The following is a 16,005-nucleotide window of genomic DNA, read 5'->3' on the forward strand; positions in this document are numbered from 1 at the left end:
GATGCCGCCGCCGACGGAGCCGCAGGGGCGGGCGCCGACGGCTTGGGGGCCGGTGCCGGGGCCGCGGCGGCCTCCGCGGGGACGGCCTCGCCCGCGGCCCCCAGGTACCCGATGGTGCCGCCGACGGGGACGTCCGCGCCGTCCTTGACGGTGATCGCCAGCAGGACTCCGTCCGCCGGGCTCTCCGCGTCCACCGTCAGCTTGTCCGTGGCGACGACGAAGAGGAGCTCCCCCTTCCTGACCGTGTCGCCGACCTTCTTCTTCCATTCCTTCACCGAGCCGCTGGTCATGGTGAGACCCAGCTTCGGCATCGTGATCGCAGTGGCCATGTCGAACCCCTTACAGGATCTTCCGGACGGCGTCGTAGATCGTGTCCGCGGTCACCTTGTAGGCCTGCTCCAGCGGGCGGGCGAAGGGGACGGGGGTGAACGGCGCGCCCACGCGGGCGATGGGAGCGTCCAGATACTCCAGCCCTTCCTCGCAGACCGTCGCGACGACCTCCGCCGCGAAGCCGCCCTGTTTGACGGCCTCCTGGGCGACGCAGAGCCGGCCCGTCTTGGCGACGGACTTCAACACCGCCTCCTTGTCCCAGGGCGAGATCGTGCGCAGGTCGATGAGCTCGACGCTGACGCCCTCGGCGGCCAGACGGTCCGCGGCCTTGGCCGCATGGTGCAGCATCATGGAGTAGGAGACGATCGTCACGTCCGTGCCCTCGCGGTCGATCCGGGCCTTGCCGATCTCCACCAGGTGCTCGCCCTCGGGCACGTCGCCCTTCATGGGGAAGAGCCCCTTGTGCTCGAAGTAGAGGACGGGGTTCTCGTCGCGGATGGCGGCCTTCAGAAGCCCCTTGGCGTCGGCGGGGTTGGAGGGGATGACGACCTTCAGGCCCGGGATGTGGGCGAACCACGCCTCGACGCTCTGCGAATGCTGCGCCGCCGCCTGGTTGATGATGCCGTCCGGCGCGCGCAGCACCAGCGGCACCGATTTCTGCGCGCCGAACATGTAGTAGACCTTCGCCATCTGGTTGAAGACCTCGTCCATGCACACGCCGATGAAGTCCGCGAAGTGCATGTCCGCCACCGGGCGCATCCCGGCAAGGGCCGCGCCCACCGCGGAGCCGATGATGGCGGTCTCGGAGATGGGGGTGTCGCGAACCCGGTCCGTCCCGAACTTCTCGGGAAGGCCGCGGAACTGGCCGAAGATGCCGCCCTGCCGGGCGATGTCCTCGCCCATGACGAACACGCGCTCGTCGCGGCTCATCTCCTCGTCCATGGCCTCCAGCGTCGCCTGGGAAAACGTGATGTTCTTCACAGTCATGGTATCCAGCACCTCGAATCAGGCATAAATTCCGGTCATCAGCTCGGAGGCGTCCGGTTCCGGGGACTCCTGAGCGAACTTGAGCGCGGCGGCGATCAGGCCGTCCACCTTATCCTCGATGGCCTTGAGCTCCTTGGCGGTGTAGACCTTCGCCGCCAGCACCTTCTTCTTGAAGGCCTCGATGGGGTCGCGCTCGTCGATGTTCTTCTGAACCTCCTCGCGCGTCCGATACTGCTCGGGGTCGCCGACGAAGTGGCCCTTCACGCGGTAGGTCTTGCACTCCAGGAACGCGGGGCCGTTCCCGGCCCGGACGTGCTCCACCAGCTTCTTCGCCGCCTCGTAGACGGAGAAGACGTCGTTGCCGTCCACGATGATGGCCGGCATGTCGTGGCCGTAGGCCCTGCGGGAGATGTCCGCCACGGAGGTCGCCGTCAGGTAGGGCGTGGTGGAGGCGTACTCGTTCATCTCGCAGACGAAGAGGAGCGGCAGCTTCCAGACCGAGGCGAAGTTGGCCGCCTCGTGGAACGTCCCGCGGTTGCTGGCGCCGTCGCCGAAGAACACGGCGGAGATGTCCTTGCGCTTCTGCATCTTCTGCGCCAGGGCCGCTCCGGCCGCCAGGTTGTACCCGCCGCCGACGACCCCGTTGGCCCCCAGCATCCCGACGCTGAAGTCGGCGATGTGCATGGAGCCGCCCTTGCCCTTGCAGCAGCCCGTGCTCTTGCCGTAGATCTCGGCCATCATCCGGTTCAGGTCCGCGCCCTTGGCCACCGTGTGCCCGTGGCCCCGGTGCGTGCTCTCGATATAGTCCTTGTCGGTCAGGTTCGCCATGACGCCCGTGGCGACGGCCTCCTCGCCGATATAGAGGTGGACGAACCCCGGGATGTTCCCGGCCAGGAAGTTCTCCTCCACCGTGCGTTCGAACTTGCGGATCTTGAGCATCGTCTCGTAGAAGAAATCGAGACGGCCCCTGTCGTAGTCCTTCAGGGGCACCTGCGCGGACATTCTGGTGATGTTCGGTGCATCCATCCTTGAACAACCTCCCCAAACTGAGTTTCAGAACACCTGAAACGCGTATCGAAAAAACGAAAAACGATCCGGATCCCGCTTGGATAACTGGATATCTATTCGATCGAGAAGACGGGCATGTCCGTCTCCTCGTCCACCGCCCGCGACAGGGCCACGCCGTCCAAGGCGTCGATCGCGACCTCGACCGTAACCGCCACCGGCCCGCCCAGGACATGTCCGCCGAAAACCCGGCCCTCGGGGTCGGTGAAGGCCGCGTGCAGGTGGACCACCGCCTCGCCGTCCTCCCTCATCTCCCCGATCGTCCCGGCGCCGCTCAGCAGCTCGACGGGGCCGTCCAGGACGATGGGGGCGCAATACCTCAGGCCCGACAGGGCTTTGGAATCGGGCACGGGGTAGACGTAGCGCATCCACCGCAGGCTGCCCAGAAGCGTGGTGATCGCACCCGACCGGATGCCCCGCTCCACGCAGAACGTCCGGATGCCCTCCATGAGGTCCGTCCCCGGCCTGAGCCGGAGGATGAACGTGCGCACCCGGGCCTCGCGGCCCTCGAAGGGAAGTCTCTCCACAACGCCACCCCTTTCCCGGGATCGTATCGTACGGATGCCGCCGGACGGCGGCCCCTCAGTATTTCAGGCTCTGCGCGGCCCCCTCGAACTGTTCCCGGACGAAGTCCTCGCCCTCCATGGGGTCGACGGCACTGAGCAGGCGCGACTTGCCGAAGTTGATGTGGGCGTGCACCGCCGTGAGGGCGGCGGCGACGTCCGCGGCCCGCACCGCCTCCATGATGGCGAGATGGCCCTGAAACGAGAGGCGCACGCTCTCGGCGTCCCGAAGGACCCTGAGCCCCACGCTCCTGAACCGCTCGGAGATGGATCGGACGACCGCGGAGATCAAGGAGTTTCCGTAGAGCCCGACGAAGTAGTTGTGAAAGGCGGCGTCGTGCACCAGGTACTCCTCCACGTCGCCCGAGAGGCTGCACGGCCTCTGGAGCTCGATGAGCGCCTCCGCCTCGGCCAGCTGCGCTTCGTCGAGCGGCAGGCATGCCGCCATGACGTACCCCTCCACCGCCGCACGCAACTCCAGAATCTCCCGCAGCGCCGTCGTGGTGAACCCCTGGAAACGGACGCCCTGCTTGGGATAGACCGTCACGAACCCCTCGTTCTGAAGCACCTGAAGGGCCTCGCGGACGGGCGTCCGGCTCATGGCGAGCGCGCGGGCGATCTCGTTCTCCGACAGCATCGCCCCGGGCAAAAACTTGCGGTTCAGGAACATCTCCTTGATCTTTTTGTAGGCCAGCTCTTTCTTCGAACCCGACTTCACGAAAGGCCTCCACAAAAATCAAAATTTGATATAATGTTAATGTGATTATACAGCTTCTTGTATACAAGACAAGATGTCCCCCCTCAGCAAGGGGAGCCCCTCCGATGGAGGAGGGCGGCGGCGCCCTCCCTCGGCGCGGTTTCTCGAAGCATCCCAGCAGCTTTGCATTCCATAATGGAACCTTTCCCGGCGCGGCCATCCGCACCGGGGTCAAATCAAGGAGGGTGTAAGCAGTGAAAAAGTTTGGGGTTCTCGCGATATCCGTTCTTCTGTGTCTGTCCCTTGCCGTTCCCGCCTCGGCGGCCTACAAGGCCGAGTACAAGCTGGACATCGTCCCCAGCATCACGACGGGATGGGGCATGGGGGCCCAGTATTTTGCGGACCTGGTCAAGGAGCGCAGCGAGGGGAAGATCAACATCAAGGTCTATCCCAACGCGCAGCTGACCACCGGCAAGCAGACCAACGCCTTCATGCTTCTGCGCAACGGCACCATCGATTTCGCCTGCCAGTCCACCATCAACTACTCCCCTCAGATCCCCGAGCTGAACCTCTTTGCCCTGCCGTTCTTCTTCGCGGCGCAGCCCGACCGCTACAAGGCGCTCGACGCCGTCACGAACGGCAAGGCCGGTGAGCTGGTCGCCAAGGCCATCGAGGCCAAGGGCGGAAAGTTCATCTGCTTCGGCGAGAACGGGTTCCGCGAGCTGACGAACAGCAAGCGCTCCATCGCGTCCCCCGAGGACCTGGACGGCCTGAAGATCCGCGTGGTCGGCAGCCCCCTGTTCCTGGACACCTTCAAGGCCCTCGGCGCCAACCCCGTGACCATGGTCTGGAGCGACACGATGTCCGCCATTCAGCAGGGCGTCGTGGACGGGCAGGAGAACCCCATCAACACCTTCTTCCCCGTCAAGATCCACGAGTACCACAAATTCGTGACCAACTGGCACTACGTTGCGGACCCCACGATGTTCGTCGCCAACCCCAAGGTCTGGGCCTCCTTCTCCCCCGAGGATCAGGAGCTCCTGACCAAGGCCGCCAAGGAGGCCGCAGCCTACCAGATCGCCCTGGCCCGCGTGGGGCTGGACGAGAAGGACGGCGGCAGGCACCTGGAGTTCCTGAAGAACATCGACCGCGTGCCGGAGATCACGGACTGGGCCGCGAAGCTGAGCGAGGTCGGCATGACCGCCACGGACCTGACGCCCGAGCAGATGAAGGTCTTCATGGACAAGACGCAGTCCGTCCGCGACGCCTGGCGCTCCAAGATCGGCGAGGAGCTCGTCAAGGCCGCGGAGGAGGACATGGCTGCGGCCGCAAAATAGCACACAGCGACGTACCCGTATAATTCCATTTCGAAATCATTCGTAGACGAGGCGGCTTTTGCGAGCCGTAGCGAAGACGTACAAAGAGGTACGTCGAGCAAGGCGAGTAAAAACAACGAAGTATACGAGTGACTTGGAATTGGAATAAGGGGAGAGGCCGCAGGGCCTCTCCCTTTTAACGCAAACCTCGACCTTTCAAGGGGGCTTTTTCGTGCTGAAAAAACTTTGCGACCATTTCGAGGAGCTGCTGGGGGCCCTCATCCTGTCGGTCATGCTGGTCGTGACCTTCGTCAACGTCGTCACCCGCTACCTCATCACCTATCCTCTGGCCTTCACGGAGGAGATCACCATCAGCATGTTCGTCTGGATCGTGCTTCTGGGGACCTCCATGGCCTTTCGCCGCAACGCGCACCTGGCGATGACCTTCTTCTACGACCTCATGCCGCGGGGGCTGAAAAAGTTCTGTTTCCTCCTCTCCACCGCCGCGTGCATCGCGTTCTTCGCCCTTCTGGGCTGGCTTGGGGCCCTTCAGGTGCTCGACGAATGGGCGCTCGGCGTCACCTCCGACGCCCTGGCCATCCCCGCCTGCATCTATTCCTCGGCGATCCCGATGTTCTCGGCTCTCATCATCGTCCGCATCCTGCAGTCCGCCCGGGTCACCCTGCGGGAAAAAACGTTCTGAGGAGGCCCACATGATCGACTCCATCTTCAAGGACCCCGTATTCTGGACCCTGGCGCTCTTCATCGTTCCCCTCATCGCCCGCATTCCCATCGCCGTCTCACTGGGCATGGCGACCATCTCGGTCGTCTGGTTCTGGGACATGGGCTATCAGATGCTCTCCTACAGCTTCTACGCGGGCATCGCCAAGGTACCCCTTCTGGCCATCCCCTTCTTCATCCTGGCGGGCATCATCATGGAGAAGGTCGGCATCGCCGCGCGCATCGTCAAGCTGATCAAGGAGCTGGTCGGCGACGTCACGGGCGGCCTGGCGATCGCCACGGTCATCGTCGCGGCATTCTGGGGCGCGGTCAGCGGCTCGGGCCCGGCCACCGTCGCGGCGCTCGGCCTGATCCTCATCCCCAGCATGGCCCAGGCGGGCTACGACAAGGCGTTCGCCACCGCGGTCGTCTCGGTCGCCTCGGGGCTCGCCATCATCATCCCGCCCAGCATCTCCTTCATCGTCTACGGGGACATCATGGAGCAGTCCGTGGGGACGCTCTTTGCGGCGGGCATCGTCCCGGGCGTCATCGTCGCCGGCTTCCTCTGCCTGGCCGTCTACCTCTACAGCCGGCTCCGCGGCTTCCGGGGCGAGCCCCGCGAGAGCCTGGGCGCGCTCCTCCGGGCGTTCTTCGACGCCTTCTGGGGGCTCCTGACCCCGGTCATCATCCTGGGCGGCATCTACGGGGGCGTCTTCACCCCCACCGAGGCCGCCGCCGTCGCCGTGTTCTACGGCCTCTTCGTCGGCCTGGTCGTCTACCGCACCCTCACCCTGCGCGTGCTCTACGAGATCCTCAGCGAGACCGTGGTCAGCACCGCCGTCGTCATGCTGGTGGTCGCCTGCGCCGGCCTCTACTCCTGGCTGGGCGCGACCGTGGGGATCATCGACAAGATCGCGGGCCTGCTGCTGGGCGTCTCCGACAACCCCACGGTGATCCTGCTGATGATCAACGTCATCCTGCTCTTCGCGGGGATGCTGCTGGACGCCAACTCCATCATGTACATCTTCCTGCCGATCCTGATCCCGATCATCCGGACGCTCGGCTGGGACCCCATCTGGTTCGGGGTCATGATGACCATCAACCTGGCGATCGGCCAGGTGACGCCACCCGTCGCGGTGAACCTGTTCGTCGGCGCCCGGATCAGCGGCCTGACCATGGAGCAGATCGCACGGCCCGCCATCGGCCTGATCGCCGCGGCCATCGCGGCTCTGGCCCTGCTGACGGCGTTCCCGATCCTGACGACGTTCCTGCCACGCCTGATGGGCCTGATGTAGGGGAACGGGGGCCTTTGCCGCTCCCACATCGAGACGGATCGGCGGCATTTCTCCGGAAAAGCGCCAAAGCATCGGGACGGCCCCTCAAGGCCGCCCCGATGCTTTATGTAAGTTTCGCAACGGCCGTCGCTTGGCTATGGCAGGAACGATGAGCTACAATATCGCTATAACGAGGAAATTCGCGCAATGGGTCTCTTGACAGGAGGAGGACGACATGAACACCAAAATTCCCGCCAGGCTCAAAAAGGAGCCCTTGCTCGAAGCGATATGGGAGATGCGCTTCTCCGGCAGCACGTCTCCGGTTGCCGACTTGCTTCCCGGAATACTTTTCAAATCGTTTTCCGGCAAATACGGAAGGGCGGGCAAACTGCCTGCCGCGGATATGCCTGCTCCCGTCGTTGAACAGGACCCCAATCTATGGTATCTCCCAAAAATGAGACTGGAAGGAGCCAATCAGTCCATCCAAATAGGAGATCGCGTCGTCTCCTTGAGTTGCCGTCGGCCTTATTCAGGATGGGCTCGGTTTTCCGCCGACATTCGAGAGCTTACCCAAGCACTGAAGGAAACCGGCTTGATCGAACGAATAGAAAGATTCTCTCTGAAATATATCGACTTGATCGACTTGAAAAAAAACGCCGATCTTCAACACCTTGATCTGAAATTGATGTTGGGGAAATACGACCTGGCGGCCAAACCCGTTCAATTGCGAACGGAGATCAGAGAAAACGATTTGATCCATCTTGTTCAGATCATCTCGCCCGCAGAGGTGGATTTTCCGGGAACGGAAGGACGGCTTAAAGGCGTTCTTGTGGACATTGACAGCATCAAAACCGTAACGGGCGGTGAATCATGGGACTCGCTGGATCAAAGACTCGATGAGCTCCACGCTTCATGCAAGAGGATGTTTTTCAGCATCTTGAAGCCGGAAACCGTCGAAAGCCTGGAACCGGAATACGAGGTTTGACAAGATGGTTGGAACGATGACTCTGACGAATGAGATCTCAGGCCGCATGACCAGCAGCATCCTGTACCCGGTAAACTGGGAAAGCGGGCTGAACTGCGAGCTCCGGTCCTATGACCGTACCGACGGGATGGCGCTCCCTTTGGGGATAACCCTCATCTTCTCAGTGAGTAAGGAAAGAAGCACTTACCAGTCTACGGTGATTTCTCAAGAGGAAACCAGGTTCATTCCTCGGACGCCTTTGGGAGAGAAGCTTTGCGCCCTACGGGCAAAGGCCATCCTCGCAGGAATGAGAGTGCTGTCCGAGGAAGAAATACTTGAAGAGATCAAACGGCGCCGGGGAGAGCTGGAAGAAAAATGAAAAGGACCTACATTGACGCGAATGTCCTCATCGCGGCGTTTCAAGGCGAAGAGCAAATCGCTCGACAAGCCATGGAGGTTCTTGACGACCCGACGCGTTTGTTGGTGGTGAGCGATTATTTGCGGCTCGAGGTTCTGCCGAAGCCGACATTCCATAAACAGCGGGAAGAAATTGAGTTCATGCAGGCGATTTTTGAAGGAGCCGCTGAAAATGTAATCACCTCTTCAAAGTTAACGGAATTCGCTCTTGATATGGCTTCAAAATATGACATGACGCCCGTTGACGCCCTGCATATAGGTGCGGCGATGATCGCTGGCGTGGACGAATTTGTAACGATGGAAAAGCCTACGAAGCCGATATGCCGAGTTGAGGAAGTCAAGGTCGTCTCCATATATTCCAAAGGGGCGTCGACTTGACCCAGGAAATCTTCCAGCGACGCTCCCCCCGGAAAACACAATAAAGCATCAAAAAAGTCCGTCCCGGACAGTTTCGCCGGGACGGACTTTTTTTGACCAGGGAACCGCACTCGCCTCTTTCATGCTTGTGTCTCTTCACACGGACAGGGCGGTCCCAAAAGGCCTCTCTTACGACTATCGAGAAACTATACCTTCCTCCGCAGGAAGGCCGCAGCAAGGGCCAGGGCAAGCACGCCCAGCCCCGCGTCGCATCCGCCGCCGCCTCCGCTCCTGCCCCTACCGTCGGGGTCCGGGATGTTGGGGCCCGAGTCGCCGGGTTTCCGCGGCATATCCTTGACCTTCTTGTTCACCGGGAGCGTCTTGACCGTCCCGTCGGCCTTCGTCACCAGCACCTCCTTGACGGCGGCGCCGGCCGCGACCTGGGCCCTCGTGACGTTGCAGGTCAGCACCAGCGTGTAGCTCTTCAGCGCGGCCGCCTCCACCGCCAGCACCCTCCTGCCCGCACCGTCCAGGAGTTCGCATTTTGGGGCCGGCATGCCGATGACGTCCGCTGACACGGCCTTGGGCAGGCCGTCGTAAAACAGCCGCGTCCGGAGCTTCAGGGTCATGTTCCCCAGCTTGTCCTCCGAGACGATCTCCGCGGTCCACCCCGCATTGTCGATCCTGGGCTCGGCGGGTCCAGGGGGAGGGGTGATATCGGCCGACCCCGAGGTCAGAGTAAACTCCACCTCTCCATAGAGCGTGTTCGTCGCGCTCTTGGCCCGGACCTTCAGCGTCGCGCTCCTGAAGGTGCTCTTGACGTCCAGGCTGACGACGGCGCTCTTGGCCTGTTTGGAGACAAGCTCGAGGTCGGAGGACGCGATCACGCCGGCGGGATCCTGGCTCACGACACTGACGCTCCAGGTCGAGGGGTCCACGTCGCCCGAGGCCAGCACCGTGCCATTGTACGTGCTTCCGGGGACGGCCTTCAGGACGGCAGGCGCGATCAGATCGGGTTGAACAAGATCGATCTTGGCCGTGAGGACCAGCTCCTTCAGACCATTCCCGTCGTTGATCTCCTCGACCTTCGCCTCCGCGTCGTCGGCCGGGTCCCCCACGATCTTACCCGTGGTGTGCAAATCCACGGCGTCGGTGATCTTCAGGAGCGTGACCTTGTCACCGGCCTTCAGGGGGTTGGGCCAGGTCGTGGGGCGCGCGAACTTCAGCGTATGGGACGCATCGACGTCGACCTTCTTCACCGTCAGGAGCGGCGTAGCGACGGACGGCACGCTCGGGACCTTCAAAGTCGCGTTGTCCGTAATCGTCAGTTCGGTCGTCCCATAAGTCCCGCAAACCATATCCAGAGAGGCGACAGCAAGCGTCGCCTGGCTCCCCGCCAGCACGCTCGCCTTCTTCACGGCAAGCGTGGCGTTCCCGTCCAGCCCGAGGTGCCAGCCTGCGGCAAGACCTGCGCCATCCTCCACCTCGAGGGTCCCGGGACCGGTCACCTTCAGCTTGGGCTTGCCGGCCCCGGCCTTGAGGTTCAGGCTGGAGACCTTCAGCGTCTTCCCCGCGGGAATCGAGACCGAAACCCCGTCCCCAGTGGAGCTCTCGATATCCAGGGTCCCGACGACGGCGTCGGACGCCTCCCATTTCGCCTTGGCGTCGTTGGCAGTGCCCCGATCGAAGACAAGCGTTTTGACCGTCACGCCGTCGGCAAGAGCCAGCGTGTGCGTATGCGCGCTCGCGCCCTTGAACGTGACCTTTCCGTCGACGCTCTTCTGCAGGGTCGCCTTACGGTTCGCAGTGCCTGCGGAGAAATCAAAGACAAGCTCGCCACCCCCCTCCACGGTCGCTCCGATCGTTTGATCCGCATCAGCTTTGACGGAGAGCGTCTTGCCCGAGGCGATTTTGACCCTAATCGAATAGTTGGGTGCGTTCAGACCCTTGACGGTGATATCGCCCTTCAGGTCGAGGGTGGCCGTTCCTCCAAGCGAGATGGTGCCGTCCGTCCCGTTTCCGATCTGGATACCGTCCTTGATCGTCAGGGTGCCCGTGTTCAAGATCCCTATCTCTTTGAGTCCGGCTTTCTGCGTTGCATTCAGGGTCAGGTCGCCCTTAGTGATATTCAAGGACGTCAAATTGTCATGAAAGGCGTTCGCCGTCCCCAGGATGATGCTGCCCCAAGTGATCGTCCTATGCGGAGACCCGCTACCGGCGAAGGCAGGCAGCTTTCCCAGCTTGAGCTCCAGGGTACCACCATGATCGATCTGCAGACCGTCGGCGACCAACACGTCCTTCTCCAGGATCAGCTTGCCCTTGCCCTCCAGGACCAAATCGGCGTTAGCCCCCGTAAGCCCATGCCCCTTCACAGTGAGGGAAGTAGCGTCCGCGATCTTAATGGTATTGGTCGTTTCAAAAGCGAAATCCGCTGCGTCGGCCACCGTCTCAATGACGGCGTTCCCGGACGAAACCTCAATGGCCTTGGCCTTGATGGCATGTCCTGCCTTAACCTTCAGCGTGACGCCTGCCAGTTTCAAATTGTCCAGGGGATTAGGCAAATCGCTCCCACCTGACACCTCCACCTCGGCATCGTTATTAAACGTTGCTGTATCATTCGGATCGCGTCCCGGGTAATTGGAACCTCCGTTCCAATTACCCGGTGTCTCCCATTTTCCACCATCTGAGGCCCCGCCAGTCCATGTGTACGTCGCCGCCACCGCAGCCCCCGCCGCGGCCCACACCAAAACCATGGCCAGGGCGGCCGTTCTCAAAAACCTGTTTCTCAAAGTCATCGTCCTCCTTCTCAAGGCTCGGCATCCACCTTTTTCCGAGTCCGAAATTCCGCGATGCAGACGCCGCATCCTTCCCAGCGCCGAGGCATCCTCCCTTCCGTGGGCCTGCTCCTCATGCGGCAGCGAAGCACGCTCACCAATTAAACTCGCAACACACGAAAATTCTACCGAAAAGTGCGGGTGCTGGCAAGGAAAGAGGAGAAATGCCTCCTGGAAGCCCTGATCCCGTCCGGGTTCGGTTGCATGGCCGTCGCGGACCCCCTCCCCTCCGCCGCATCGTTTCCGGTACCCGAATTGGCGGAAAAGCCGATGCGGCGCGTGAAGAGCAGCGGTATACTTCCGCCCGGAAGGACAGCCCCCGCACATGCCGCATGAAAAGCACATTTATAGGACAGGACATTGACGCACACTCCTCCCTGTGTCCCCCGAAGGGGGACCGCTCGAACCCCTTCAGGGGGTAACAGCAGGACAAGACGCGGGAAATGACAAATGGAACACACCCCGGGAATGGGAAGGAGGAACAAAATTCTCATGGCAACCGACAAAAAGCGGACGAACTCCGGAAAACTCGAAAACGGCGATGTCGTCAGGGTGCGCAGAAAATACGGGGTTCTCCACTACGATCACTACGGAATCTACGTGGAGGAGGACAACAGCGTCATTCACTACAACGAGCCTGACGAGGACTCTCGAAGCCGCAGGGACTTTTGCGGAAAGGTTCTCCAGACCTCCCTGGACGAGTTCCTGGATGGCGCCGAAAGCCTTACCGTCTGCCGCTACCCCGAAGAGGCACCGCGCTACCCTCTGTGTTTTGCGAGAAAAACTTTCGAGGTGAGGCGCGACGAAATAGATGACAAAGGAGAGCCCTCCAATGAGGCCGATCCGGATTCTCCCGGCGCGAAGGCGGTCGAAGAGGCAAAGCGCCGAAAGGGAGAAAGTCGCTATCACCTGGTGCGGAACAATTGCGAGCACTTTGCCGTCGAGTGCCGATACAACTATCACGCCGCCGGGCAGGTGCAGGCCTGGGCTACGGTGCTGGGCCTGTCGGCCGTTGCCGTAGCCGTCGGCTTGCCCCTGGCCTTATCCGGCCTTGGAAAGGGAAAAGGGAAGGGGAGCCTTAGACAGTCCTGACGCAACTGAAGGGGAGCACATCGCTCCCTCCCGGATGAATGCTAAACAGCCCGAGCGGCAGCAAGAAAAAACGGCATTCCGAACATCGCTTGAAGGCCATCGCCGACACGAAGGGAGAGAGGGCTGTTCTACACCTCTCTCTTATACATACGGTCCGGCCTCTTTTGAATAACGGAGCCCCCTCCCCGAGGGCCCGAGACGGCAAATGAGCGCGGAGCGTCCCTCCTCCGCCGGAGAGGGGACGCTCCGCAGCCCTGCCTTACGCTATGACTTGGTGCTGGCGACGGCGATGTAGTTCAGGCGCTCCCGGTGCGCCCCGAAGAAGCCGGACATCCGCCTGAAGAATTCCCGATTCTCCGCCTTCCGTCCGTTCAGGAACACCCGGATCGCGCCCCAGAGCCCCTCGTCGTAGACCATTCCCCTGAAGGTCATCAGCGAAACGGGGCCGTGCCGAACCTGAAGACGGTCGAAGCCGCAGCCCTCGAAGACCTCCCGCCACCCCTCCTCCGTCAGAGGGTACACCCTCAGGTTGATCGCCCGGCTCAGCCCCTGGACGAGCTCCGGAGAGTCCTCCAGCAGCAGGACGTCGTGCGTCAGCAGCATCCCGCCCTTCTTCAGCACGCGGAAATACTCCGAGACGGCCCTGGCCCGATTTTCGGGCGTCAGCATCGTCAGCATGGCCTCGTTGATCACGACGTCGAACCGTTCGTCGGGGAACGGCAGCGCCGTCGCGTCGCCCTCGACGAACGTGACGCGGTCGCCCGCCCCCGAGGCGGCGAGGTTGCGTCTTGCCTTTGCCAGGGCCTCGGGGTCCAGGTCCAGCGCCGTGACGCGACAACCGTATTGTTTGACGAGCTCCGCGGTCGTCGTGCCCATGTTGCAGGCGACCTCCAGAACCTCCGTCCCGCTGCGAAGGCAGGCCTTTTCGAGCAGCCAGTCGGTGGCCTCCCGTCCGCCGGGACGCAGCCGGCGCTTGCCGAGACGGGCCAGAAACGCGTGTCCCACCTCCATTGCCACAACGTTCACCTCCTCTTGAAAGTCGAGCCGGCAGGGTGTTCGCGCTCCTCGGTCCTCCAGGAGATCAGCGCCAGGACGCTCCTCCCCCTGATGCGGACGCCCCCGTTCTCCTCCCGCGCGCCCAGGAGCGACCGGAGTTCGACGCCCCGGTCCGAGGCCGCCCTGCCCAGGCTCATCGCGTAGCGGTCGAGGGCCTCGTCCATGGCGAGCGTGCGGTCCTCGTTCCGCTCCAAAAACGCCGTCCGGGGGAGAAAGCCGTCCAGCCACAGCCGGTTGAAGATCGCCCAGGCGACGTCCCTGCCGTTATGGGGGTCGCCGCTCCGGTCCAGCCCCAGCTCCCCGGCCACGGACTCCATCAGGGAGTCCTCCATCGAGACGTACTGAGCGACGACGCAGGCTCCCCGGCTGGCCGCCGTCATCTTCGCCAGGCCCGAGGGGGTCCGAGCGGCCGTGCACATGCAGGCGAACACCAGATCGAAACGTCCCTTCAGATCGCCGAGCGCCTCCAGCTCCCAGTCGTGCTTCCGCGTCCTCAGGTTGGAGGCGCCTTCCGCCTCGGCCCGCGAGGCGCACAGCTCCAGCATCCTGGAGGAGATGTCCGTGGCGGTCACTTCCCGCGCCACCGCCGCGAAGGGAAGGGCGTAGCGCCCGTAGGCGCACCCCACGTCCAGGACGGAGGCCTCGGGACCCAGCATCCCCCCATCGGCCAGGTAACGGACCACGCGCTCCGTCAGGCCCGTGCCGTAGGTCCGCTTGCTGGCCAGAAAGGGTTCGGCCCTCGCATCCCAGAACGCCTCCGACTCGGAGACGCCCTGACCCCGGCGGTTCAGAATCGCATCGAAGAGTTCCGTATCCATCGAAAAATCCTCCTCCCGAAAATCCCGGCCCATCAGAAGAAGTCCCGCCGCATCTCGGCGCCGGGGTTCAGAAGCCCCTCGACCTCCCCGTCCGTCAGCTCCATGCCGTAGAACCTGCGGTAGTATTCCTTCACCTTCAGCGGCATGTCCACGTCCCCGAAACGATCGGGGTAGACCGCCTTCGCGAACCACCACAGGGCCAGAGGCGTGTCGGTGGAGGGCGGCCACCAGCGGTGCATTCCCAGCGGGAACTTGTGGCAGTCCCGATTCCTCACGGCGGGAACGTGGCTCCAGTCGTGTCCGGGCCCGGCCGTGTTGTCGTAGAGATTTTGGGGGACCATCGCCGTGAAGGTGGTCAGGAACACCTTGTCGGGCGCCCAGTGGTAGATCTGCTCCATGTTGACGTTCTTCTTCCCGACGTCCAGCCCCACGTTGACGGCTCCCACCGCGTCGCACCAGTACTCCCCGAAGGTCTTTCGCCCCGAGACGCCGATCGCCGTATCGTTGTAGTTGCTCAGGATCAGGACCTTCGCCCGCTTCTCCGGGGGAATGTCCCGGACCCGCCGGGCTATTTCCGCCTCGACCTCCTTGCCGTAGGCGACGATATCCCTGGCCTTGTTTTCCCCTCCCAACACCTGCTCCATGAGGTCCAGCCACATCTCCAGCGTGCGCAGCGTGCTGGCCGAGCCGCCGATGTTGGGGTGGATGAAGGCCACCGCGGGGATCCCCGCCTTCTTGTACGTCTCCGTATGGACGGCGCCCGAGTAGAACACGACGTCCGGCCTCAGGTTCAGCAGCTCCTCGACGTTCAGGGCCCCTCCCCTGTAGAAGTCCCCGGACGCGGAGAGCAGCCCGGGCGCGTACTTCCCCAGCACCGAACGGCGCGCCGTGTTGATCAGATCCGGCGGTATGCCCACCAGGTTTCCGACATCGCCTCCCTGGTACACGGCCACCACCGAGGCCAGCGGCAGCGGCCCCACCACCACGACCCTTTCGATCCTCTCAGGAAGTTCGACGTCCAGCCCAAGGTGATCCCGCACCGTCCGCGCCTCGGCCGCACCCAGCCACGCCGCCGCGGCGAAAACCGCAACGGCGGCCGCAAGCCCCGCACGGAGCCTTTTGACCCTCTCCATCCTCAACCGACCTCCAGTCTTCTTTCAAAAAATCCGACACCGCACGAACGCGGACAAGACGGCGCCCGCACCCCTAAAGTTAGACTAAGCCAACTTCATGATGGATATTCTGACACGAAAGACAAAAACAATCCGTTGCGTCCGCAACGGATTGTTGAGAGAGGTGAGATCTCGTCCAAAATTGTGCCGCACAAAGCGCCGGGAGAAAGAAAAGATCCTTGTGGCGAAATGGCCTGTTTTTATCGGGGGAGAAAACGACGCATCCGGATCGCCCTAGTGCCGCTTCCCCTGTCCTCGCGAAAGATTTCAGGTCCGCCGCGCATGGTCGGAGACGGATCGATTCGGGGCTCTCCGATCGGCGTTACCGATAGCAAATCCAGGC

16 protein-coding genes are annotated in these 16,005 nt (G+C 62.6%); 7 read left to right on the plus strand and 9 right to left on the minus strand.

The window, feature by feature from the left end; all coding sequences use genetic code 11:
- The 5 genes from EII26_RS09080 to EII26_RS09100 form a co-directional block, all read right to left on the minus strand.
- A partial coding sequence (locus EII26_RS09080; protein WP_342447310.1) for a lipoyl domain-containing protein occupies positions 1–329 on the minus strand: 329 nt, incomplete at its 3' end.
- A gap of 10 nt (positions 330–339) precedes the next feature.
- A complete protein-coding gene (locus EII26_RS09085; RefSeq protein ID WP_124888842.1) occupies positions 340–1,317 on the minus strand; it encodes an alpha-ketoacid dehydrogenase subunit beta in 978 nt (325 codons plus the stop codon).
- An 18-nt stretch (positions 1,318–1,335) separates the two neighbouring features.
- Positions 1,336–2,343, minus strand: coding sequence for a thiamine pyrophosphate-dependent dehydrogenase E1 component subunit alpha (locus EII26_RS09090; protein ID WP_274703310.1), 1,008 nt, complete (start codon positions 2,341–2,343; stop codon positions 1,336–1,338).
- 95 nt (positions 2,344–2,438) lie between these two features.
- Positions 2,439–2,909 carry a PPC domain-containing DNA-binding protein gene (locus tag EII26_RS09095; RefSeq protein ID WP_124888843.1) on the minus strand — a complete coding sequence of 157 codons (471 nt, stop codon included), beginning with the start codon at positions 2,907–2,909 and terminating at the stop codon, positions 2,439–2,441.
- 55 nt (positions 2,910–2,964) lie between these two features.
- On the minus strand, positions 2,965–3,663 hold the full coding sequence (locus tag EII26_RS09100) for a GntR family transcriptional regulator (RefSeq protein ID WP_124888844.1): 699 nt from the start codon (positions 3,661–3,663) through the stop codon (positions 2,965–2,967).
- 233 nt (positions 3,664–3,896) lie between these two features.
- Between EII26_RS09100 and EII26_RS09105 the strand changes: the two genes are divergently transcribed.
- The 6 genes from EII26_RS09105 (at position 3,897) to EII26_RS09130 (ending at position 8,711) form a co-directional block, all read left to right on the plus strand.
- Positions 3,897–4,979 (plus strand): DctP family TRAP transporter solute-binding subunit, encoded by a 1,083-nt coding sequence (locus EII26_RS09105; protein ID WP_199735158.1) that lies wholly within the window; start codon positions 3,897–3,899, stop codon positions 4,977–4,979.
- Between the two features lie 211 nt (positions 4,980–5,190).
- Positions 5,191–5,661 carry a TRAP transporter small permease gene (locus tag EII26_RS09110; RefSeq protein WP_124888845.1) on the plus strand — a complete coding sequence of 157 codons (471 nt, stop codon included), beginning with the start codon at positions 5,191–5,193 and terminating at the stop codon, positions 5,659–5,661.
- A 10-nt stretch (positions 5,662–5,671) separates the two neighbouring features.
- Entirely contained in the window at positions 5,672–6,973 is a 1,302-nt protein-coding gene (locus EII26_RS09115; protein ID WP_124888846.1) for a TRAP transporter large permease, read from the plus strand.
- Between the two features lie 214 nt (positions 6,974–7,187).
- Positions 7,188–7,937 carry a TIGR04255 family protein gene (locus EII26_RS09120; RefSeq protein ID WP_124888847.1) on the plus strand — a complete coding sequence of 250 codons (750 nt, stop codon included), beginning with the start codon at positions 7,188–7,190 and terminating at the stop codon, positions 7,935–7,937.
- 16 nt (positions 7,938–7,953) lie between these two features.
- Positions 7,954–8,295, plus strand: coding sequence for a hypothetical protein (locus EII26_RS09125; protein WP_124888848.1), 342 nt, complete (start codon positions 7,954–7,956; stop codon positions 8,293–8,295).
- On the plus strand, positions 8,292–8,711 hold the full coding sequence (locus EII26_RS09130) for a type II toxin-antitoxin system VapC family toxin (RefSeq protein WP_124888849.1): 420 nt from the start codon (positions 8,292–8,294) through the stop codon (positions 8,709–8,711). The genes EII26_RS09125 and EII26_RS09130 overlap by 4 nt, the downstream gene beginning before the upstream one ends.
- 185 nt (positions 8,712–8,896) lie before the next feature.
- Here the strand turns inward: EII26_RS09130 and EII26_RS09135 are convergent, their stop codons facing one another.
- Positions 8,897–11,251 carry a hypothetical protein gene (locus tag EII26_RS09135; protein ID WP_124888850.1) on the minus strand — a complete coding sequence of 785 codons (2,355 nt, stop codon included), beginning with the start codon at positions 11,249–11,251 and terminating at the stop codon, positions 8,897–8,899.
- 765 nt (positions 11,252–12,016) lie between these two features.
- Here EII26_RS09135 and EII26_RS09140 point away from each other — a divergent pair.
- The gene (locus EII26_RS09140; RefSeq protein ID WP_158612235.1) at positions 12,017–12,616 is read left to right on the plus strand and encodes a lecithin retinol acyltransferase family protein; all 600 of its coding nucleotides are present in this window, start codon (positions 12,017–12,019) and stop codon (positions 12,614–12,616) included.
- Between the two features lie 264 nt (positions 12,617–12,880).
- On the opposite strand, the gene EII26_RS09145 is transcribed toward EII26_RS09140, so the two are convergent.
- Genes EII26_RS09145 through EII26_RS09155 form a run of 3 tightly spaced genes read right to left on the minus strand, consistent with a single transcriptional unit; the run spans position 12,881 to position 15,623 of the window.
- Positions 12,881–13,627, minus strand: a complete 747-nt coding sequence (locus EII26_RS09145; protein ID WP_124888890.1) for a class I SAM-dependent methyltransferase — start codon at positions 13,625–13,627, stop codon at positions 12,881–12,883.
- An 11-nt stretch (positions 13,628–13,638) separates the two neighbouring features.
- On the minus strand, positions 13,639–14,490 hold the full coding sequence (locus tag EII26_RS09150; RefSeq protein WP_158612236.1) for a class I SAM-dependent methyltransferase: 852 nt from the start codon (positions 14,488–14,490) through the stop codon (positions 13,639–13,641).
- A 32-nt stretch (positions 14,491–14,522) separates the two neighbouring features.
- The gene (locus EII26_RS09155) at positions 14,523–15,623 is read right to left on the minus strand and encodes an ABC transporter substrate-binding protein (RefSeq protein ID WP_124888853.1); all 1,101 of its coding nucleotides are present in this window, start codon (positions 15,621–15,623) and stop codon (positions 14,523–14,525) included.
- Between the last annotated feature and the right edge of the window lie 382 nt (positions 15,624–16,005).

This window comes from Fretibacterium sp. OH1220_COT-178 (genome assembly GCF_003860125.1).
In the GTDB taxonomy this organism is placed as follows: domain Bacteria; phylum Synergistota; class Synergistia; order Synergistales; family Aminobacteriaceae; genus CAJPSE01.

Excerpts from the sequence above, each read along its gene's own strand:
- EII26_RS09125 (WP_124888848.1), top strand. The coding sequence starts at position 7,954 with ATGACTCTGACGAATGAGATCTCAGGCCGCATGACCAGCAGCATCCTG.
- EII26_RS09120 (WP_124888847.1), top strand. The coding sequence starts at position 7,188 with ATGAACACCAAAATTCCCGCCAGGCTCAAAAAGGAGCCCTTGCTCGAA.
- EII26_RS09140 (WP_158612235.1), top strand. The coding sequence starts at position 12,017 with ATGGCAACCGACAAAAAGCGGACGAACTCCGGAAAACTCGAAAACGGC.
- EII26_RS09085 (WP_124888842.1), bottom strand. The coding sequence starts at position 1,317 with ATGACTGTGAAGAACATCACGTTTTCCCAGGCGACGCTGGAGGCCATG.
- EII26_RS09150 (WP_158612236.1), bottom strand. The coding sequence starts at position 14,490 with ATGGATACGGAACTCTTCGATGCGATTCTGAACCGCCGGGGTCAGGGC.
- EII26_RS09130 (WP_124888849.1), top strand. The coding sequence starts at position 8,292 with ATGAAAAGGACCTACATTGACGCGAATGTCCTCATCGCGGCGTTTCAA.
- EII26_RS09145 (WP_124888890.1), bottom strand. The coding sequence starts at position 13,627 with ATGGAGGTGGGACACGCGTTTCTGGCCCGTCTCGGCAAGCGCCGGCTG.
- EII26_RS09155 (WP_124888853.1), bottom strand. The coding sequence starts at position 15,623 with ATGGAGAGGGTCAAAAGGCTCCGTGCGGGGCTTGCGGCCGCCGTTGCG.
- EII26_RS09115 (WP_124888846.1), top strand. The coding sequence starts at position 5,672 with ATGATCGACTCCATCTTCAAGGACCCCGTATTCTGGACCCTGGCGCTC.
- EII26_RS09090 (WP_274703310.1), bottom strand. The coding sequence starts at position 2,343 with ATGGATGCACCGAACATCACCAGAATGTCCGCGCAGGTGCCCCTGAAG.